We start from the raw sequence: 20,092 nt of genomic DNA on the forward strand, positions 1-20,092 counted from the left end.
GTTTCACGTAAAGACCTGATCAGGTATCACTGTTGTCAACTTTCGCGGATGGCGATCTTTCGCGGACGGCGTGGGCGAACAGGAGTGCGACCGTGAACATGGCCCGCCTGGCCGTCTTCTCACCTGTGGACAGCACCGCCAGGGTGGACGTCGTCGTCCGGCGGCTCGCCGACGCGATCGCGGTCGGCCTGCTCGCCGACGGAGAGCAGCTGCCCAGCGAGGCGGAGCTCGCGGGCAGGCTCGGCGTCTCCACCGTGACCCTGCGGGAGGCGCTCATGGCGCTGCGCCAGCGGGGGATGGTCGAGACGCGGCGCGGCCGGGGCGGCGGCAGCTTCGTACGCCTGCCCGCCGGGCTCGACCCCCTGGCGCGGCTGCGCGCGTTCGCGGCCGACGAACTGCGCGACTTCGGCGACCACTACGCGGCCGTCGCCGGGACGGCGGCCAGGCTCGCCGCCGAGCGCTCGCTTCCCTCGGACGTCGCGCCCCTGTGGCGCACCCTGGACGAGATGGACGCCGTCGCCGCCGCACCGGAGTCGGCCGGGTCCGCGGAGGCGTGCGCCCGGCTGCGCAGGCTCGACGGCCGGTTCCACATCGAGGTGGCGGCTGCCTCGCAGTCGGCCCGCCTCACTCAGGAGGAGATCCGGTTACAGGCTGACATCGGACCGTTGCTCTGGCTTCCGCACGAGGGCCTGAGCGGGCACGATGAGACGGCGGCACAGCATCGCGCCATCGCCGGGGCCGTCGAGCGCGGCGACGGCGAGCAGGCCAGGGCCGTCGCCGAGCGGCACGTGCTCGACGCGACACGACACCTCATCGAGCTTCGGCTGCGGCTGCGGGAGTAAGAAGCATGAGCACACCGGCGTCACTTGTGCAGGCCGGGCACGACCACGCCGCCGCGGCGGTGGCGCGGGTGCGCGAGGCGGCCGAGGGCGTGTTCGAGGCGCTGCGCGAGGTCCGCGACGCCGCCGTCGCCTGCGTCCTGCCCGCGGGCGGCACGCGCCGCCCGGTCGTGGCCGACCTCGCGGCGCTGCGCCCGCTGCTGTGGGCCCGGCTGCGCGGCGGCGCGCTGCCTGCCCGTCTGCCCGCCCATCTGCCGGCCCACCTGCCGGCGCTGATCGCGGGGATCGGCTTCATCGCCGCGCCCGGCCTGCTGGCCGACGCGCCGTGGTACCTCGAATGGTGGCAGGAGAACCCCTCCGGCGACCCCGTGCAGCTGCTGCGGGACATGGACCCGGCGAGCAGCGCCTTCTACGACTACACCCACTGGGACTGGTACGCCGGCCCGTCCTCCGGCGCGGAGCGCACGATCTGCGGCCCGTACGTCGACTACCTGTGCACCGACGAGTACAGCCTCACGCTGTCGGTGCCCGTGCTGGCCGGAGGGAGCTTCGCCGGGGTGGCCGCGGCCGACGTGTTCGTCCGGCGGTTCGAGGCCGCGGTGCTCCCGGCGCTGCGGGAGATCCCCGGCCCGGCGTTCCTGGTCAACGCCGAGGGCCGGGTCGTCGCGTCCAACACCGCGAGCCGGGTCGCGGGATCGGTCTACCGGGGCGGCCCGCGCGACGGGGACCACGTCGTACGCCGGGTGGGCGACCTGCCGCTGTCTCTGGTGACCGCGGCGGCCGGCGGGGCCGTGTAGCGCAGCGAGGAGGCAGGGTGCGGCAGCGGGGGAGGCACGGTAGCGGCAGCGGGGGCGGCGGGGTAGCGGCAGCGAAGGAGGCAGGGCGCGGCGGCGGGGGCGGCCGGGACCTGCGGCACAATTGGCCTCATGGCCCTCGACCCGAAGATCGCCGACCGGCTGAAGCGCACCCCGGACGGCCTGGTGCCCGCGATCGTCCAGCAGCACGACACCGGCGAGGTGCTCATGCTCGCCTGGATGGACGACGAGGCGCTGCACCGCACGCTCACCACCGGCCGGGCGACCTACTGGTCCCGCAGCCGGGGGGAGTACTGGGTGAAGGGCGACACCTCCGGCCACGTGCAGTGGGTCAAGCACGTGGCGCTCGACTGCGACGGCGACACGATCCTGCTCAAGGTCGACCAGGTGGGGGCGGCCTGCCACACCGGCGACCGCACCTGCTTCGACGCCGACGCCCTCGACGTGAGCGGCGCGCCGTGACCGCTCCCGCGCCCGCCCGCGACCAGGCGCGTACGGCGCGGCGCTCGCTGCTCGCCTGGCTGGCCGCCTGCGCCGTGGGAGGCGGCCTCGCGCTGTCGGCCGCGGGCCGCGTGTGGGTCACGCTCGGCACGGCGGGAAGCCCCGCAGGAGCGGGCGGCGGCTCCCTCACCGGCAACGACCTGGTCGCATGGCTCACCCCCGCGGCGCTGGCCGCGCTCGCCGCCGTGCTGGCCGTACTGGCGACCCGGGGGGTCGCGCGGCGGGTGACGAGCGTGGTGGTCGCCCTCCTCGGCGCGGCGGTCGCGGCCGGGGCGTGGGACGGCACGCGCGGCGCGACGATCGCTTCCGTGGCCGCGCAGCACATGACGACCGCGGTGACGTCCTCCGGTCACATCTCCCTGGAGTCGCGCGCCTGGGTCTGGCCGGTGCTGACCGCCGCGGGCGGGCTCGTCCTGGCCGGGGCGGGCGTGGCGGCCGCCGTCCTGAGCGTGCGCTGGCCCGGCATGTCGAGCAGGTACGAGCGAGGGGCCGGGCGTGCGGGCACGGGCGGAGCCGCCCGGGTGAAGGACGCCGACAGGGCGATGTGGGACGCGATCGACGAGGGCGAGGACCCCACCGCGTAGCCGGTCCGCCGGCGGGGGAGCCCTCCCCGCGCGCGTTGGATCGTTCCCACCTCAGATTACAAATTGTCCACAAAGCGGATTATCGCCCGCCCGGCCGCCCTGCTGCCGATAGGCTTCGCGCCGACCTCTGATCATCGCACAGGAGACCGAATGAGCCACGGGAGCCGGCCGGGCGGCACGGGCGGCCACTGCCGCCCGTCGGGCCGGGGTGACCGGCCGCCGGCCTCCGACGGCCGTCGCCATCCGCTCCGGCCGGTCCGCACCGGCGCCGGCCACCCTCCGGCGCCGGCGGGAACGGCATGGTCGTCGCGTCGCTCCTCCCCGGCATCCCCGGCCCGTCTCCATGCGGTGCTCCGCGGATCCTCGGGGTCGTCTCCGGTCTCGTCGCGCTGAAGAAGATCCGAGACTCCTTTTCCCCCACTCACGCAGGAGCATCACATGACGTACGGCAACGACCCGGGCTACAACCCGGGTGGTTACCCCCAGAACCAGCCCGGCCAGCCCGGTCAGCCCGGCCCGCAGGGCGGGTATCCCCCGCCGCAGGGCGGCTACCCGCCGCCTTCCCAGGGCGGCTACCCGCAGGGCGGCGGTTACCCGCCGCCGCAGGGCTCGTACCCGGCCCCGCCCGCCGGTGACCAGTACGGCGGCCAGTACGGCGGCGCGTACGGCGCGCCCGGCGGCTACCCGGCGCCCGAGCTCGCGCACTGGGGCCTGCGCGTCGGCGCCACGCTGATCGACGGCCTCATCGTCGGCGTCCCCACCTGGATCCTGAGCATCATCGGCAGCGCCCTGAGCGCCGGATCTGTGGACCAGGAGACCGGCCAGGTCGGCTCCGGCTTCGGGATCGGCCTGGTGCTCTCCCTCGTGGCCATCGTCGTCGGCCTCGGCCTCGGCCTGTGGCTGAAGCACAAGGAGGGCACGACCGGCCAGACGGTGGGCAAGAAGGTCGTCGGCATCCAGACGGTCAAGGAGCAGACCGGCGAGTACATCGGCTTCGGCATGGCCGTCGTCCGGTACATCTGCCACATCGTGGACGGCCTGCCCTGCTACATCGGCTACCTGTGGCCGCTCTGGGACGCCAAGCGGCAGACCTTCGCCGACAAGATCGTCGGCACGGTGGTCGTGCGCGCCCCGCGTTAGGCTGACCTCCATGGAAGTGACCGGACGGCGCGCGTGGGACCGGGTGCGGTCGCTGCGCGCGCCGTTCGGCGCCGCGGCCGTTCTGACCGCGGCGGTGACGTACCTGGCGGTGGTCGACCCGCACGAGCCGGGCCACTACCCCGTCTGCCCCCTCTATTACCTGACCGGCCTGTACTGCCCCGGGTGCGGCGCGCTGCGCGCCGTGCACGACCTCGCCCACGCCGACCTCGCCGGGGCGGCGCGGATGAACCTGCTCTTTGTCTTCTGCGTCCCTGTCGTAATCACGTTGTGGGCCCGCTGGGCGTTACGATCATGGCAGGGACGGCCCGTGCGCCCGGACATCGCGCGCCCCGCATACCTGTGGGGACTCCTCGCCGTCGCGGCCGTCTTCGGAGTGGTGCGTAATACGCCTTTCGGGCAATTCCTCGCACCGTGAATCGACCCGGTGGCGGATCGACGCGAGACGGGCCGATACCATCGCAGGGCAGGACACGCAGAGCAGCCGACCGGAGGGACCCTTACGCGTGAGCGAGCGGACAGGCAAATCGCGCGAGCTCCGAGCCGAAGGCGAGGAGGACGCGTGAGTGTTCTTGAGGACATCATCCTGGGCGTGCGGGAGGACCTCGAGGAGCGGCAGCGCAACGTGCCGATCGAGGAGCTCAAGCGGCTCGCCGCCCGTGCCCCCGAGCCCCGGGACGCCTACGCGGCGCTCGGCGGCGACCGGGTGTCGGTCATCGCGGAGGTGAAGCGGTCGAGCCCCTCCAAGGGCGCGCTCGCCGCCATCGCCGACCCCGCCGCCCTCGCGGCGGACTACGAGGAGGGCGGCGCCCACGTCATCAGCGTGCTGACGGAGCGGCGCAGGTTCGGCGGGACGCTCGACGACCTCGCGGCCGTGCGCGCGGCCGTGGACATCCCCGTCCTGCGCAAGGACTTCATCGTCACCTCCTACCAGCTGTGGGAGGCCAGGGCGCACGGTGCGGACCTCGCCCTGCTCATCGTGGCGGCCCTCGACCAGCAGGCGCTCGTCTCGCTGATCGAGCGGGCCGAGTCGATCGGGCTCGCCCCGCTCGTCGAGGTGCACACCGAGGAGGAGCTGGTCCGCGCGGTCGACGCCGGCGCGAAGATCATCGGCGTGAACGCCCGCGACCTCAAGACGCTCGAGGTGGACCGCGAGGTGTTCGCCAAGCTCGCGCCCAAGGTGCCGGACGGCGTCATCAAGGTGGCCGAGTCCGGGGTGCGCGGCCCCCACGACCTGCTCGCGTACGCGCGGGCGGGGGCGGACGCCGTGCTGGTAGGCGAGAGCCTGGTCACGGGCAGGGACCCCAAGGCGGCGGTCAACGACCTCGTGACCGCGGGCGCCCACCCGGCCTCCCGGCAGGACACCGGCTCCGAGAGGCACTCGTGAACGACAGCGCAGCGGAAGGAGGCCGCGTGACCGCGACGGAGGGGACCATCCTCACCTCCGCGGACCTGGCCGGCAACGGGGTCCACGGAAACGACCCGGACGTCCACGGCAAGTTCGGCAGGTTCGGCGGCAGGTATGTGCCGGAGGCGCTCATCCCGGCCCTCGACGAGGTCGCCGCGGAGTACGAGAAGGCCAAGACCGACCTGGACTTCCTGCGCGAGTTCGACCACCTGCTGCGCACCTACGCCGGTCGTCCCACGACACTGACCGAGGTGCCGCGCTTCGCCGAGCACGCGGGCGGTGCGCGGATCCTGCTCAAGCGCGAGGACCTGACCCACACGGGCGCGCACAAGATCAACAACGTGCTCGGCCAGGCGCTGCTGACCAAGCGGCTGGGCAAGCGGCGCGTCATCGCGGAGACCGGGGCGGGCCAGCACGGCGTCGCCACCGCCACCGCCGCGGCGCTCATGGGCCTGGAGTGCGTCATCTACATGGGCGCGGTCGACTGCGAGCGCCAGGCGCTCAACGTCGCCAGGATGAAGCTCCTCGGCGCGACGGTCGTGCCGGTCACCAACGGCAGCCAGACCCTCAAGGACGCCATCAACGAGGCGTTCCGCGACTGGGTCACCAACGTCGACCACACCCACTACCTGTTCGGCACCGTCGCCGGTCCGCACCCGTTCCCGGAGATCGTGCGGGACTTCGCCCGGATCATCGGCGTCGAGGCCCGCCGTCAGGTGCTCGAGCTCACCGGCACGCTGCCGGACGCGGTCTGCGCCGCCGTCGGCGGCGGGTCGAACGCCATCGGCGTCTTCCACGCCTTCATCGAGGACGAGGACGTCCGGCTGTACGGCTACGAGGCCGGCGGCCGGGGCGCGGGGACCGGCGAGCACGCGCTGACCCTGACCGAGGGCAGCGTCGGCGTGCTGCACGGCGCCCGCACCTACGTCCTGCAGGACGAGGAGGGCCAGACGATCGAGTCGCACTCGATCTCGGCCGGCCTCGACTACCCCGGCGTGGGCCCGGAGCACGCGTGGCTGAAGGACACCGGCCGGGCCACCTACGAGGGCGTGACCGACGAGGAGGCCATGGAGGCCTTCGCCCTGCTCGCCCGCACCGAGGGCATCATCCCGGCCATCGAGTCCTCGCACGCGCTCGCGGGCGCGCTGCGGCTGGGCCGCGAACTCGGCCCGGACGCCGTCATCCTGGTGAATCTGTCGGGCCGCGGTGACAAGGACATGGGCACCGCCATGAAGTACTTCAACCTCTGATCAGCATCGATAGGGCATCCCGATGACGACACTCCACGCGGTGTTCGACAAGGCCCGCGCCGAGGACAGGGCCGCGCTCGTCGGCTACCTGCCGGCCGGCTTCCCGACCAAGGACGGCGCGGTCGCCGCGGCGACCGCGATGGTCGAGGCCGGCTGCGACGTGATCGAGATCGGCCTGCCGTACTCCGATCCGCTCATGGACGGCCCGACCATCCAGGACGCCGTGCACCGGTCGCTGACCAACGGCACCCGCATCGCCGACGTGCTGCGCACCGTCGAGGGCGTGGCGAAGTCGGGGGCCGCGACGCTGGTCATGACGTACTGGAACCCGATCGACCGCTACGGCGCCGAGTGCTTCGCGCGCGACCTCGCCTCCGCGGGCGGCGTCGGGACCATCACGCCGGACCTGACGCCCGAGGAGTCCGAGCCCTGGCTCGCCGCGAGCAAGGAGGCCGGCATCGACACGGTCTTCCTCGTCGCGCCCAGCTCGCCCGACGAGCGGATCGCCCGGGTCGCCGCCTGCTGCACGGGCTTCGTGTACGCGGCCTCGCTGATGGGCGTGACCGGCGCCAGGGAGACCGTCGGCTCGGCGGCGGAGGGCCTGGTCAAGCGGACCAAGGCGAACACGCCGCTGCCCGTCTGCGTCGGCCTCGGCGTCGGGAACGGCGCCCAGGCCGCCGAGGTCGCGGCGTACGCCGACGGCGTCATCGTCGGGTCCGCCTTCATCCGGCGCCTGCTCGACGCGCCGGACGAGAAGTCCGGTCTTGCGGCGGTACGCGAGCTCGCGTCCGAACTCGCCCGGGGCGTCCGGCGCTGAGCCGCCCTGGGGTTTCCTTCCCGTACATGCGCCGTGAGCAGCTAAGATGAGGCGGCTTACCATGCTCTTATCCAGCACATGGTGAGGTTGAGTCCCGGTACTGTTCAGTCGGTGTTGCCTACCGGGCGAGGAGACTCATGGTTCAGTTGGCATCCGGCGCCTCGGTGTCCGAACGGTTACAGCCCGCGAAACCCGTGCTCTCCTGGGTCACGACCGCCGCACGGGTCGTGCTCGCCGGCGTACTGATCGTCGCCGGGGCGCTCAAGATCGGAGCGCCCGCGTTGTCGGTGCAGGCGGTGCGGGCCTACCAGCTCCTGCCGGACTCGGTCGCGCAGGTGGTCGGGTACGGCCTGCCCGTCCTGGAGATCATCACGGGCCTGCTGCTGCTCGTCGGCCTGTTCACGCGCGCGGTGGCGGCCGTCGGCGGGGTGCTGATGGTGGCGTTCGTCATCGGCATCGCGTCGGCCTGGGCCAGGGGGCTGCGCATCGACTGCGGCTGCTTCGGCGGTGACGGCACGCTCGCCGCGGGTCAGGACCCCAACTACTTCTGGGAGCTGATGCGCGACCTCGGGCTGCTGGTCTGCGCGGCGTGGATCGTGGTCAGGCCGGCGGGCCGCCTGTCGCTGGACTCCGCGCTGGGCTTCACGGGAGAGCGGGAAACGGCGGACGAGGACGACTCGGACGGCGGCGAGGACGACGGTGCGTGACCGCGGACGACCGCGGGACGTCGCCGTGAGAACAGCCAGGGGGGAAGCTTCGTGAGCAAGCGGACGAGTGAGGCGGCCAGGGCCCGGATCGCGGCCCAGCGGGAGACCTTGCGCAAGCAGGAGCAGCGCAAGCGCATCACGATGATCGTCACCATCGCGGTGATCGTCGTGATCGCCGCCGCTTTCACGGTGTGGTCGGTGCGGCAGGGGGCCGCGGAGGAGGCCTCCGGGGGCGTCGCTCCGGTCACCGTGGAGAAGGACGGGACGGTCGTGATGGCCAAGTCCGGCGTGACCAAGCCCGTGGTCGACGTGTTCGAGGACTTCCAGTGCCCGGCGTGCAAGCAGTTCGAGGAGACCAGCGGCTCGACGCTGAAGAACCTGGCCGCCGAGGGCAAGGCCAAGGTCGTGTACCACCCGATCACGATCTTCACGCAGGAGCCGACCAAGGGTAACTCGCTGCGCGCGGCCTCCGCCGCCCGCTGCATCACCGACGGCCGGCAGTGGCTGGCGTTCCACGACGCGCTCTACAAGAACCAGCCGAGCGAGACTGTGACCGGCTTCAGCGCCGACGAGCTGATCAAGTGGGGCAAGGATGCCGGCGTCACCGCCGAGGACTTCGACAACTGCGTAAGGCAGCAGCGCAACGTCGCCGCGCACCAGCAGTTCTCCGCGCAGACCATGAGCGCGCAGAAGCTGACCGGCACGCCGACCGTCAAGCTCGACGGCAAGGAACTCGACACCAACGTCGCCTTCGTGCCGAGCTCCCTGCGCGACGCGGTGGAGAGCGCAGGCAAGTGACCTCCCGCCGGGACGGCCCCACGCGGGCCGTCCCGCGCCCGGCCTTCGCCGGCCAAGAATCGGGCAAGGGCCGCGTGGTTCTCCCCTGACGGGGGTATCGAGCGCGATGTCACAAGCACAGGGCGGGGGAGAGACCGGTCCGACCGGACTCCCGCCCGCGCCCGCCGCGAGCGGTTCCGCCGCGATGAGCCGAGCGAGGAGGCGCCGTGCCCGCCCACACCGGTGAGAAGGCCCGCAAGACCGGCGTCTTCCACTGCGCCGTCTGCGGGGAGAAGGTGTCGGTCCACGAGGGCGACACGATCCCGAAGTGCCCGAACGGCCACACCGAGTTCGACAGCCGCACCCACGAGCCGGACAACCGGTCGTGACCGAGCGGCGGCCGATGCCGGTGCCGCCGGGCCGATGAGCGGGCGCGACCTCCCCGGGGATCAGGCCGGCGGACAGGCCGGCGTCGCCCGTGTCGTCCTGCGGCCCATGGGCAGCCCGCTGCCGCTGGGGTTCCTCGGGCTCGCCCTCGCCACGACCGCCTTCGCCGCCCTGGAGCTCGGCTGGGTGCCCGCCGTGCAGGGGCGCGTCGTCGCCCTGGCCGCGCTGCTGTTCACCGCGCCGCTGCAGTTCCTCGTCTCCGTGCTCGGCTTCCTCGCCCGTGATTCGGTCGCCGGGGCCGCGATGGGCGTCCTTTCCGGCACGTGGGCGGTGATCGGCGGCGTCACGCTCACCTCCGCGCCCGGCACCACCAGCGCGGCGCTGGGCGTCGTCCTGCTCACGGCCGCCGCGGCGATGCTCGTGCCGGCCCTCGCGGGCCTGCCCAAGCCGGTGGCCGCCGCCGTGATGGCCATGTCCGCCACCAGGTTCGCGATCACCGCCGTCTACGAGCTCACCGCGTCCGCGGGATGGAGGACCACGGCGGGCGTCGCCGGTCTGGTGCTCGCGGTCATCGCCTACTACGCCGCCCTGGCGTTCGAGCTGGAGGACGCGCACGGGCGTGCGCTCCTCCCCGTGGCCCGCCTCGGCCGGGCCCGTACGGCGCTGCGGGGCGACCTGCGCGACCAGACGAAGGGGCTGGCGCGCGAGGCGGGCGTGCGCGAGCAGCTCTGACGCTCGCCGGAGAGGTCTTCGGACGGCCGCGCGCGCCGGGTTTCGCCTCCGCGGCCGTGGTTAGCATGCCCGCATGCCGTACGACGACCTGTCTTCCCCCACCGAACCCGCGGGCGCCGCGAGGAGGATCCACGGGGCGATGATCGCCTTCGCGGCGGGCGACGCGCTCGGCGTGCCCTGGGAGGGCCGCCCGCTGCGGAGCATCGACCCGGCCGAGGTCGTCCGGCTGCCGGCTCAGGACCGGGGGTGGCCGCGCGGTTCGACCTCCGACGACACCGCGCAGATGGTGCTGGTCGCCCGGTGCCTGGCCGACACGGACGGGCGCCCGGCCTCCATGGACTTCCTGACCCGTCTGGCCGACGCGGCGCCCGGGGTGCGCGGCCTCGGGCCGACGACGAGGCGGGCCCTCGCGCACTTCCACGCCACGGGGGAGCTCCCGGCGCCATCGGCCGGCGACCTGCCCACCAACGGCGCGGCCATGCGCATCGCCCCTGTCGGCTGGGCCGTGCCGTCCCGTCTACCGGAACGCCGCCGGAGGCTGTGCGAGGCGCTGTCGGCCGCGACGCACCGCGCGCCGACGGCCGTGGCGGCGGCCTGCGTGATCGCGGCCATGGCGTCGTGCGCGGTCGAGGGGGTGGGCGCGGCCGATCTGCCGGCCGCCGCCGCGGCCGAGGCCCGCTGGGCGGGCGAGCACTACGCGCCGATGGACGCCGTGGCGGACGCCGCCCGCGGCCGGTGGTCGCCCCCGTCCGAGGGCGTCTCCCTCGACGCCGTGGAGACGGCCGCCGCGGTGGTCCACGTGATCCGCGAGGCCCCCGACCTGGCCGCGGCGCTTCCGTACGCCGTGTCGCTCGGCGGGGACACCGACACGGTCGCGGCGCTCGCGGGCGGCGTCCTCGGCGCGCTCGACCCCGAGGGGGTCACCGCACTCGGCTGGCTGGGGCTGGTGGATCTCGGCGAATACCCGGGCCTTGGGGAGCTCGCGGCACGCCTGGCCGCCCTCCGCGAGACGCCTGCCACCGGGCCCTGAGCGGGGTGCGGCGGATGGTCGGCGCAGGTCGCGGGGCGGATGCCCGCGCCTCGCTCCGGACCCACCCTCTCTTGCGGTAACGTCACGTTACATGCCCCTCCTCGCCTCGATTCCCAGCCCGTCACAGGGGGTCTGGAATCTCGGACCGATCCCGATCCGCGCGTATGCGCTGTGCATCGTGCTCGGCGTCATCGTCGCCGTCTGGATCGGCGAACGCCGGTGGCGCGCCCGCGGCGGCGCCCCCGGGACGATCACCGATCTCGCGGTCTGGGCCGTGCCGTTCGGCCTCGTCGGCGGACGCCTTTATCACGTCATCACCGACTGGCAGATCTACTTCGGCTCGGAAGCGCCCAAGCGGCCGATCGACGCTCTGTACATCTGGGAGGGCGGCCTCGGCATCTGGGGCGCGATCGCCCTCGGCGCGCTCGGCGTCTGGATCGCCTGCCGCCGGCGCGGCATCTCCTTCACCGCCATCGCCGACACCCTCGCCCCCGGCGTCGCCGTGGCACAGGCCATCGGCCGGTGGGGCAACTACTTCAACCAGGAACTGTTCGGCGGCCCCACCGACCTCCCGTGGGGCCTGGAGATCGAGCCGGGCCGCCCGGGCACCATCCCCGGCGCGACCACCTACCACCCGACGTTCCTGTACGAGTCGCTGTGGGACCTCGCGCTCGCCGGCGTGCTGATCCTGGCCGCCCGCCGGTTCGGCCTGCGGCACGGCCGGGTGTTCGCGATGTACGTCGCGGGCTACACGCTCGGCCGGTTCTGGGTAGAGGGGCTGCGGGTGGACCCCGCCCACCACATCCTCGGCCTGCGGCTGAACCAGTGGACCTCGGTCGTCATCTTCCTGTGCGCGCTGGCGTACCTGTGGCTGGCCCGCAACCGCACGGGCGAGGAGCCGCTGGGCGCGCAGACCGGCGACGCCGGCGGAGACCACGCCGACCCCGCCCACGGGCGGGACCAGGCCGACGAGCCGGAACTCCTGCGCGACGACGCGAGGGAGGATCGGGAGACACGAGGCGGCGCCGACGATCCGGCCCCACCGGACGGCGACGCGGGCTCCGGCAAACCGACGGCGACCGCGGGAGCGGGCGCCGCGAGCGACGGCGCGGCGGCGGAACCGGAGGCCGGCCAGCGATGACGAAGGCCACGACGGGGGCGCGGGCCGAGATTCACCACGAGCACCGGGACGTCAACGGCGGCTGGTTACGCCCCGCGGTCTTCGGCGCCATGGACGGGCTGGTCTCCAACTTCGCGCTGATCGCGGGCGTCGCCGGGGGCACCGCGGAGACCAGGATCGTCGCTCTCGCCGGCATCGCCGGCCTGGCCGCCGGAGCCTTCTCCATGGCGGGCGGCGAGTACGTGTCGGTCGCCAGCCAGCGCGAGCTCGCCCAGGCGGAGATCGACGTCGAGCGCCGGGAGCTGGAGCGGCACCCCGAGGCCGAGGAGGCCGAGCTCGCCTGGATGTACGAGCAGCGGGGCGTCGACCCGGAGACCGCCAGAGAGGTCGCCCGGCAGATCTCCCGGAACCCGGAGGAGGCCCTGGCGGTCCACACGCGGGCCGAGCTGGGCGTGGACCCCGACGACCTGCCCTCACCCGTGCTGGCCGCCGTGTCGTCGTTCCTGTCGTTCAGCATCGGCGCGCTGATCCCGCTCCTGCCCTACCTGCTGGGCGTGCGGGGGCTGTGGATCTCCGCCGCGGTGTCGATGGTCGCGCTGTTCGCCGCGGGCGCCGTGGTCTCCCGGGTGACGGCCCGCAGCTGGTGGTTCAGCGGCCTGCGCCAGCTCGTGGTGGGGGCCGTGGCGGCGGCGCTGACCTGGGGCCTGGGCTCGCTGATTGGAACCGGCGGTCTATGACCAAGCGCAAGCGCCGGTCGTCCGCGCCGGCCGAGGGGCGGACCGGGGCCGCCCTCGCCGAGCTGGGGCTGGACGACCGGCAGCAGCGTGTGGTCGTGTGGTCGGTCACCGCTGTGGGAGTGCTGGCGATCGCCCTGGTGCTGACGCTGGTGGTCAACGCGATCGGCGGCGGGCAGTCGCAGCCGGCGCAGGCGTCGGGTGAGGTGTCCGGGGAGGGCCTGCCTGCGTCCTTCCAGTCCTGGCCGTCCCTGAAGGAACTGGCCCCGATCGCCGACAGGAAGGCCGACACCGCGGCGCTGACCGTCCAGGAGGTGTTCGGCGCGCGGACGCTCACGGCCGGGAAGGTCACGCTGCGCAGGCTGGCCAGCCGCCTGGACCAGGCCTGCGCGGGCGCCGTCTGGGGAGCCGACCTCGCCGAGGCCTTGGCCGAGGCCGGATGCGGCCAGGCCGTCCGCGGCCTGTACGCCACCGCCGACGGGGTGTACGTCGCGCAGTACACCCTGTTCAACCTCGCGGACGTCGCGGCGGCCGAGTCGCTGGCGAAGTCGCTGGCGTCGCTCTACCGGGGCGCCTGGGTGCAGCCGCTGGAGTCGCCGCGGGCGAAGTTCGGCGCCTACAGCGAGGGAAACGCCTACGTCCTGGGGCACTACCTCGGTGTGGCCTGGATCGGCCGGGCCGACGGCGCGGAACCGGGGGAGAAGGACGACTTCATCATGCTCGGCCTGGCCGTGCGGGAGGCCGAGAAGGCGGTCTTCCGGCGTGTGGTCAAGGTGGCCGGGGTGCCGTCGGACCCCGCGCAACCGCCGGGCCCGGCCGACACCGCCCAGCCCTCCGAGGAGCCCCCCTCCGATCCCGGCGCCTCTCCCGCCGTGTCCGCGCCCGGCGCGAGCACGTCCGCGCAGCCGTCCGCCCCCGCCGCCCGATAGACGAGCGGGATAGACCAGCGCGACAGATCCCGCGCGATCTGCCCGGCCCGGCCTCGTCAGGCCGTGGTGGGAGCGCCGATTCGCGCCCTCATCCGGGCGAGGCGGTGGAGGGGGAGTTCCAGCGGGGTGGCGTCGAGGGCCCACGGCGCGGCCTCCTCGACGGCGGCCCTGGCCTGCCGCTTGGTGAGCCCGGCCGTCCCGGTCGGGCCGGGTTCGGTGAGCGCCTCGCGCCAGGCGTTGGCGACCTTCCCATGGGCGCTGTCCATGATCCTGCGCACCACCCGCTCCGGACCGCTGTCGGGGGGCGAGAGCCGTACGGCGTCGAGGACGTGGCCCTCGGCGGCCAGGCGATAGACGGGGGCGAGCAGGGCGGCGAGCGCGGGCAGGTCGGCGACCGGGCCCGGCGTGAGCACGCGCACGTGCCGGGCGCGCGTCGCGAGCAGCAGCCGGGGCAGCGCGGCCTCCAGCCCGGCAGGCACGGCGATCGCCACCCTCTCGGGGTCGGCGGCGTACGGCTTGGCCAGCAGCGTGGCGAGCCGGGTGCGCGGCACCTGCGGCAGCAGGCCGCGCGGCCAGTCCCCGGCGAGCAGGTCCGGTCCGAACGCGGTCACGGCCGCCTCGTCCGGCGGCGCCGCAGGGGCGGACTCGACGGCCTGGGGGCCCTGGGTATAGATGGCCGTGGCGAGTCGGTCGAGCCGGGCGGCGATCGCCGGCCACGTCTTCGTGGTGGGCCGCAGCACGTACAGGTCCGCCGCGCTGCCGATCGCCTCCGCCCCGTGATACCGGTTGAAGTGCGGAAATATCGCCTCGTGCAGCAGGTTGAGGTCGAAGAGGGCTTTTTGCACCTTCAGTGCGAGCATCGGGGTGCGCTCCGAGGCGCCGTACGCCACGACGATCCGTCCCTGGTCGCGGTCGCGCAGGCCCTCGGCGGCGCGGGCGGCGAACAGCCCGATCCCCTCGGGCGTGTACGGCGGGTCGGTGATCGCGAGGTCGGCCCAGCCGCGCAGCGACGGCGGCAGGCCGAGGCGCAGGTCGCTCCAGCGGGTGCGCACCCCCAGGTCCTGGGCGTCGATGTACTCGAGGATGCGGTCGTCGATGTCGGCCACGGCGACCTCGACCTCGGGGTGGACCATCCGCACGGCTAGCGAGGTCAGGTCGTGGTCGCCGACGCACAGCAGGCGGGCGCCGGGCAGCCAGAACCGCCGCCCCAGCAGGAGGGCGCGGCGCAGCACGGTCTCCGCGGTCGCGGAGACGTGGTCGAGGGCGTGCCGCCCCCGGGGGGCCCCGGCGATCAGCGTCTCCAGGCGTTCGAGCGTCTCGGCGTGCGCCGCGACCATTCCGGCGACCGGATTCCCAAGACCGGAAATATCCGTATCAACCCCGACGTTGTAGCGGTTGACCTGATCAATGGGAATACGGACATGGTCGCCGCTGTGCTCAAGGGGGAGCACTCGCAGCAGCGACTCGATCGTCCGCCGCGACGTGGCGGTCTCCCGGACCAGGTCGGCCAGGGTCCACCAGCGGCCGCCGGACAGGAGCGCCAGCGCTCCGCGCAGGCGCAAGCCGTCCACGCCGGCCTCCGCCAGCAGTTCGTCGATCGCCTCATGACCACTCATGCGCAAACCATATCCACGGCGCTGACCTGTGAAGGTTCGCGAAGCGGACCTGGGGGGCACTATTCCGGCAGCGTGTTGTAATCTCTAAGCACCACAACCGCAGCAGGGCCAGCGTCGTCCCTCTGTTCCACGCAGACGTTGACGACGGGAGTGACTACATGCCTGCTGCCCGCCTTGGCCTTTCCGGAGGTCTCCCCGAGCCCCAGGGACTCTACGACCCCGGTTTCGAGCACGACGCCTGTGGCGTAGCCATGGTGGCCGATGTCGCGGGCCGCCGCAGCTACGACATCGTCGCCAAGGCACTGACCGCGCTCCGCAACCTCGACCACCGGGGTGCCAGCGGCAGCGAGCCGGACACCGGCGACGGCGCGGGCATCCTCACCCAGATCCCGGACGCGTTCTTCCGTGCGGTAGTGGAGTTCCCGCTGCCGGCCGAGGGCGCGTACGCCGCGGGCGCCGCGTTCCTGCCGCTGGACGAGCAGGCCAGGCAGACCGCGATCGGCCTCATCGAGCAGATCGCCGCCGAGGAGGGCGTGACCATCCTCGGCTGGCGCGACCTGCCGGTGGACCGCGACCTGCCCGGCGCCACCGCGCGGGCGGTCATGCCGCACTTCACGCAGCTGTTCGTGACCTCGCCCGGCGGCGAGACCGGCGTCGACCTCGACCGGATCGTGTTCGCCTTCCGCAAGCGGGCCGAGCACGAGGCGGACGTCTACTTCTCCTCGCTGTCCTCGCGGACCATCGTCTACAAGGGCATGCTGACCTCGCTGCAGGTCGAGCCGTTCTTCGCCGACCTGTCCGACGAGCGCTACGTCAGCGCCATCGCGCTGGTCCACTCGCGCTTCTCGACCAACACCTTCCCCTCCTGGCCGCTGGCCCACCCGTACCGGTACGTCGCCCACAACGGTGAGATCAACACCGTGCGCGGCAACCGCAACTGGATGCGCGCCCGCGAGGCCATGCTCGCCACCGGCCTGATCCCGGGCGACCTGCGGCGGCTGTTCCCGATCTGCGACCCCGACGGCTCCGACACCGCCTCGTTCGACGAGACGCTGGAGCTGCTGCACCTCGGCGGCCGGTCGCTGCCGCACGCCGTGCTGATGATGATCCCGGAGGCGTGGGAGAACCACACCGAGATGGACCCGGCCCGCCGGGCCTTCTACGAGTTCCACTCCACCCTCATGGAGGCGTGGGACGGCCCCGCGTCCATCACCTTCTCCGACGGCACGCTGGTCGGCGCGGTCCTCGACCGCAACGGCCTGCGCCCGGGCCGGTTCTGGGTCACCGACGACGGCCTGGTCGTGCTCGCCTCCGAGGCGGGCGTGCTGTCCGACATCCCGCAGGAGAAGGTCGTCCGCAAGGGCCGCCTGCAGCCGGGCCGCATGTTCCTGGTGGACACCGCGCGCGGCCGGATCATCGAGGACGACGAGATCAAGGCCGAGCTCGCCGCGTCCCAGCCGTACGGCGAGTGGCTGCACGCGGGCCTGGTCCGCTTCGAGGAGCTGCCCGAGCGCGAGCACGAGCACCCCACCCACGAGGCGCTGGTCAAGCGGCAGCAGACCTTCGGCTACACCCAGGAGGAGCTGCGGGTCATCCTCACGCCGATGGCCAAGAACGGCGCCGAGCCGATCGGCTCGATGGGCACCGACACCCCGGTGGCCGTGCTGAGCGAGAAGCCGAGGCTGCTGTTCGACTACTTCAGCCAGCTGTTCGCGCAGGTCACCAACCCGCCGCTGGACGCCATCCGCGAGGAGCTCGTCACCTCGCTGCAGTCGACGATCGGCCCCGAGGGCAACCTGCTCGAGCCCGGCCCGGCCTCGTGCCGCCGGCTCGTGCTGCCCTACCCGGTGATCGACAACGACGAGCTCGCCAAGATCATCCACATCAACGACGAGGGCGCGCTGCCCGGCTTCCAGCCGTACGTCGTGTCCGGCCTGTTCGACGCGGCCGGCGGCGGCGAGGCGCTGATGCGGCGGCTGGAGGAGATCCGCCAGGAGGTCTCCCGGGCCATCGAGGACGGCGCGCGGATCATCGTGCTGTCCGACCGCGGGTCCTCCCGCGAGAAGGCGCCGATCCCGTCGCTGCTGCTCACCGGCGCCGTGCACCACCACCTCATCCGGGAGAAGTCCCGCACCCGGGTCGGGCTCGTGATCGAGACCGGCGAGGCCCGCGAGTGCCACCACATGGCCCTGCTCATCGGCTACGGCGCCAGCGCGATCAACCCTTACCTCGCCCTGGAGACGGTCGAGGACATGATCGCCACCGGTCAGCTCGACCTCGACCCGCGCAAGGCCGTGCGCAACCTGATCAAGGCGTACGGCAAGGGCGTGCTGAAGGTCATGTCCAAGATGGGCGTGTCCACTGTCGCCTCCTACACCGGCGCGCAGATCTTCGAGGCCCTCGGCCTCGGCGCCGAGGTCATCGACCAGTGCTTCGCCGGCACCACCTCCCGTCTCGGCGGCGTCGGCTTCGACGTGCTCGCCAAGGAGGCGCTGGAGCGGCACGCGCGGGCCTACCCCCGCGCGGAGAACCCGCACCGGCGGCTGGAGGTCGGCGGCGAGTACCAGTGGCGCCGCGAGGGCGAGCCGCACCTGTTCAACCCGACCACCGTCTTCAAGCTGCAGCACTCCACCCGCACCCGGCGGTACGAGATCTTCAAGGAGTACACGTCCCTGGTGGACGGGCAGTCCGAGAAGCTCATGACGCTGCGCGGCCTGTTCACGCTGCGTCCCGGCGGCGCGCCGGTGCCGATCGACGAGGTCGAGCCGGTCGAGTCGATCGTCAAGCGGTTCTCCACCGGCGCCATGTCGTACGGCTCCATCTCCATGGAGGCGCACGAGACGCTGGCCATCGCGATGAACCGGCTCGGCGCCAAGTCGAACACCGGTGAGGGCGGCGAGGACCCCGAGCGGCTGCACGACCCCGAGCGGCGCAGCGCGATCAAGCAGGTGGCCTCCGGCCGCTTCGGCGTGACCAGCGAGTACCTCGTCAACGCCGACGACCTGCAGATCAAGATGGCGCAGGGCGCCAAGCCCGGCGAGGGCGGCCAGCTGCCCGGCCACAAGGTGTACCCGTGGATCGCCAAGACCCGGCACTCCACGCCCGGCGTCGGCCTGATCTCGCCGCCGCCGCACCACGACATCTACTCGATCGAGGACCTGGCCCAGCTCATCCACGACCTGAAGAACTCCAACCCGCGCGCCCGCGTCCACGTGAAGCTGGTCGCCGAGGTCGGGGTCGGGACCGTGGCGGCGGGCGTCAGCAAGGCCCACGCCGACGTCGTGCTGATCTCCGGCCACGACGGCGGCACCGGCGCCTCCCCGCTGACCTCGGTCAAGCACGCGGGCGCCCCCTGGGAGCTCGGCCTGGCCGAGACCCAGCAGACGCTGCTGCTCAACGGCCTGCGCGACCGCATCGTCGTCCAGGCCGACGGCCAGCTCAAGACCGGCCGCGACGTGGTCATCGCGGCGCTGCTCGGCGCCGAGGAGTACGGCTTCGCCACCGCTCCGCTGGTCGTCTCCGGCTGCGTCATGATGCGGGTCTGCCACCTCGACACCTGCCCGGTGGGCGTGGCCACCCAGAACCCCGAGCTGCGCAAGCGGTTCACCGGCAAGCCCGAGTTCGTGGTGAACTTCTTCGAGTTCATCGCCCAGGAGGTGCGCGAGTACCTCGCCGAGCTCGGCTACCGCTCGCTCGACGAGGTCATCGGGCGGGCCGACCTGCTCGACACCACCCGGGCGGTCGAGCACTGGAAGGCCTCCGGCCTCGACCTGTCGCCGATCCTGCACCAGCCGGAGCTGCCCGAGGGCACCCCGCGCCGCAAGGTCGTCGAGCAGGACCACGGGCTCGACAAGGCGCTGGACAACACGCTGATCCAGCTCGCCGAGGGCGCGCTGAACTTCGGCGACCCGGTCACGCTGGAGCTGCCCATCCGCAACGTCAACCGCACGGTCGGCACGATGCTCGGCCACGAGGTGACCAAGCGGTACGGCGGGGCCGGCCTGCCGGACAACACGATCGACGTGTCGTTCACCGGCTCGGCGGGCAACTCGTTCGGCGCGTTCGTGCCGCGCGGCGTCACGCTGCGGCTGACCGGCGACGCCAACGACTACCTCGGCAAGGGCCTGTCGGGCGGCCGGATCGTCGTCCGCCCGCACCCCGACGCGCCGTTCGAGGCCGAGACGCAGGTCATCTCCGGCAACGTCGGCCTGTACGGCGCGACGTCCGGCGAGGTCTTCGTCCGCGGCGTCGTGGGCGAGCGGTTCTGCGTGCGCAACTCCGGCGCGACCGCCGTCGTGGAGGGCGTGGGCGACCACGGCTGCGAGTACATGACCGGCGGCCGGGCCGTCGTCCTCGGGCCGACCGGCCGCAACTTCGCCGCCGGCATGTCGGGCGGCGTCGCGTACGTGCTCGACCTGCGGCCCGAGCGGGTCAACCGCGAGATGGTCGAGCTGGAGGCGCTGGACGACGACGACACCGAGTTCCTGCGGGAGATCGTCGAGAAGCACTTCGCGGAGACCGGGTCCACGGTGGCCAAGGCGCTGCTCGCCGACTGGGACGCCGCGCTCGGCCGGTTCGGGAAGGTCATGCCGACCGACTACAAGCGGGTCCTGCGGGCGCGGGCCGCCGCCGAGGCCGAGGGCCGCGACATCGACGAGGCGGTCATGGCCGCCACCCACGGGTGACGC

Annotated in this window: 19 protein-coding genes; 18 read left to right on the forward strand and 1 reads right to left on the reverse strand. The window is 73.1% G+C overall.

Going from position 1 to position 20,092, the window contains the following annotated elements:
* The first annotated feature begins 98 nt into the window (after positions 1-98).
* From QSK36_RS19305 to QSK36_RS19385, 17 genes are all read left to right on the forward strand, one after another.
* Positions 99-842 carry a FadR/GntR family transcriptional regulator gene (locus QSK36_RS19305; RefSeq protein ID WP_183539965.1) on the forward strand — a complete coding sequence of 248 codons (744 nt, stop codon included), beginning with the start codon at positions 99-101 and terminating at the stop codon, positions 840-842.
* A gap of 5 nt (positions 843-847) precedes the next feature.
* Positions 848-1,636: a cache domain-containing protein gene (locus QSK36_RS19310; RefSeq protein WP_285783377.1), complete on the forward strand. Its 789-nt coding sequence runs from the start codon at positions 848-850 to the stop codon at positions 1,634-1,636.
* 129 nt (positions 1,637-1,765) lie between these two features.
* Positions 1,766-2,116 (forward strand): phosphoribosyl-AMP cyclohydrolase, encoded by a 351-nt coding sequence (gene hisI, locus QSK36_RS19315; protein ID WP_285783378.1) that lies wholly within the window; start codon positions 1,766-1,768, stop codon positions 2,114-2,116.
* A complete protein-coding gene (locus QSK36_RS19320; protein WP_285783379.1) occupies positions 2,113-2,739 on the forward strand; it encodes a Trp biosynthesis-associated membrane protein in 627 nt (208 codons plus the stop codon). The genes hisI and QSK36_RS19320 overlap by 4 nt, the downstream gene beginning before the upstream one ends.
* A 438-nt stretch (positions 2,740-3,177) precedes the next feature.
* Positions 3,178-3,879, forward strand: a complete 702-nt coding sequence (locus QSK36_RS19325; RefSeq protein WP_182897144.1) for an RDD family protein — start codon at positions 3,178-3,180, stop codon at positions 3,877-3,879.
* Positions 3,880-3,889: 10 nt separating this feature from the next.
* Positions 3,890-4,315, forward strand: coding sequence for a DUF2752 domain-containing protein (locus QSK36_RS19330; RefSeq protein WP_182897143.1), 426 nt, complete (start codon positions 3,890-3,892; stop codon positions 4,313-4,315).
* 144 nt (positions 4,316-4,459) lie between these two features.
* Positions 4,460-5,284: an indole-3-glycerol phosphate synthase TrpC gene (gene trpC, locus QSK36_RS19335; protein WP_183539771.1), complete on the forward strand. Its 825-nt coding sequence runs from the start codon at positions 4,460-4,462 to the stop codon at positions 5,282-5,284.
* Between the two features lie 65 nt (positions 5,285-5,349).
* Positions 5,350-6,555: a tryptophan synthase subunit beta gene (trpB, locus tag QSK36_RS19340; protein WP_221264113.1), complete on the forward strand. Its 1,206-nt coding sequence runs from the start codon at positions 5,350-5,352 to the stop codon at positions 6,553-6,555.
* Between the two features lie 22 nt (positions 6,556-6,577).
* Positions 6,578-7,372 carry a tryptophan synthase subunit alpha gene (gene trpA, locus QSK36_RS19345; RefSeq protein ID WP_285783380.1) on the forward strand — a complete coding sequence of 265 codons (795 nt, stop codon included), beginning with the start codon at positions 6,578-6,580 and terminating at the stop codon, positions 7,370-7,372.
* A gap of 137 nt (positions 7,373-7,509) precedes the next feature.
* Positions 7,510-8,079: a DoxX family protein gene (locus QSK36_RS19350; protein ID WP_139574354.1), complete on the forward strand. Its 570-nt coding sequence runs from the start codon at positions 7,510-7,512 to the stop codon at positions 8,077-8,079.
* A gap of 51 nt (positions 8,080-8,130) precedes the next feature.
* Positions 8,131-8,877, forward strand: coding sequence for a DsbA family protein (locus QSK36_RS19355; RefSeq protein ID WP_285783381.1), 747 nt, complete (start codon positions 8,131-8,133; stop codon positions 8,875-8,877).
* Between the two features lie 206 nt (positions 8,878-9,083).
* The gene (locus QSK36_RS19360) at positions 9,084-9,245 is read left to right on the forward strand and encodes a zinc ribbon-containing protein (RefSeq protein WP_285783382.1); all 162 of its coding nucleotides are present in this window, start codon (positions 9,084-9,086) and stop codon (positions 9,243-9,245) included.
* Between the two features lie 34 nt (positions 9,246-9,279).
* Positions 9,280-9,975 (forward strand): acetate uptake transporter family protein, encoded by a 696-nt coding sequence (locus QSK36_RS19365; protein ID WP_285783383.1) that lies wholly within the window; start codon positions 9,280-9,282, stop codon positions 9,973-9,975.
* A 73-nt stretch (positions 9,976-10,048) separates the two neighbouring features.
* The gene (locus QSK36_RS19370; RefSeq protein ID WP_285783384.1) at positions 10,049-11,005 is read left to right on the forward strand and encodes an ADP-ribosylglycohydrolase family protein; all 957 of its coding nucleotides are present in this window, start codon (positions 10,049-10,051) and stop codon (positions 11,003-11,005) included.
* Between the two features lie 91 nt (positions 11,006-11,096).
* Positions 11,097-12,146, forward strand: coding sequence for a prolipoprotein diacylglyceryl transferase (lgt, locus tag QSK36_RS19375; RefSeq protein ID WP_183539778.1), 1,050 nt, complete (start codon positions 11,097-11,099; stop codon positions 12,144-12,146).
* Positions 12,143-12,862, forward strand: coding sequence for a VIT1/CCC1 transporter family protein (locus QSK36_RS19380; protein WP_183539780.1), 720 nt, complete (start codon positions 12,143-12,145; stop codon positions 12,860-12,862). The genes lgt and QSK36_RS19380 overlap by 4 nt, the downstream gene beginning before the upstream one ends.
* On the forward strand, positions 12,859-13,788 hold the full coding sequence (locus QSK36_RS19385; RefSeq protein ID WP_183539782.1) for a hypothetical protein: 930 nt from the start codon (positions 12,859-12,861) through the stop codon (positions 13,786-13,788). The genes QSK36_RS19380 and QSK36_RS19385 overlap by 4 nt, the downstream gene beginning before the upstream one ends.
* A gap of 56 nt (positions 13,789-13,844) precedes the next feature.
* Here the strand turns inward: QSK36_RS19385 and QSK36_RS19390 are convergent, their stop codons facing one another.
* Positions 13,845-15,404, reverse strand: coding sequence for a bis-aminopropyl spermidine synthase family protein (locus tag QSK36_RS19390; RefSeq protein ID WP_183539784.1), 1,560 nt, complete (start codon positions 15,402-15,404; stop codon positions 13,845-13,847).
* A gap of 158 nt (positions 15,405-15,562) precedes the next feature.
* Between QSK36_RS19390 and gltB the strand changes: the two genes are divergently transcribed.
* Positions 15,563-20,089 (forward strand): glutamate synthase large subunit, encoded by a 4,527-nt coding sequence (gene gltB, locus QSK36_RS19395; protein WP_285783385.1) that lies wholly within the window; start codon positions 15,563-15,565, stop codon positions 20,087-20,089.
* Positions 20,090-20,092 lie beyond the last annotated feature (3 nt).

It is taken from the genome of Microbispora sp. NBRC 16548, from assembly GCF_030268985.1.
GTDB lineage: Bacteria > Actinomycetota > Actinomycetes > Streptosporangiales > Streptosporangiaceae > Microbispora > Microbispora catharanthi.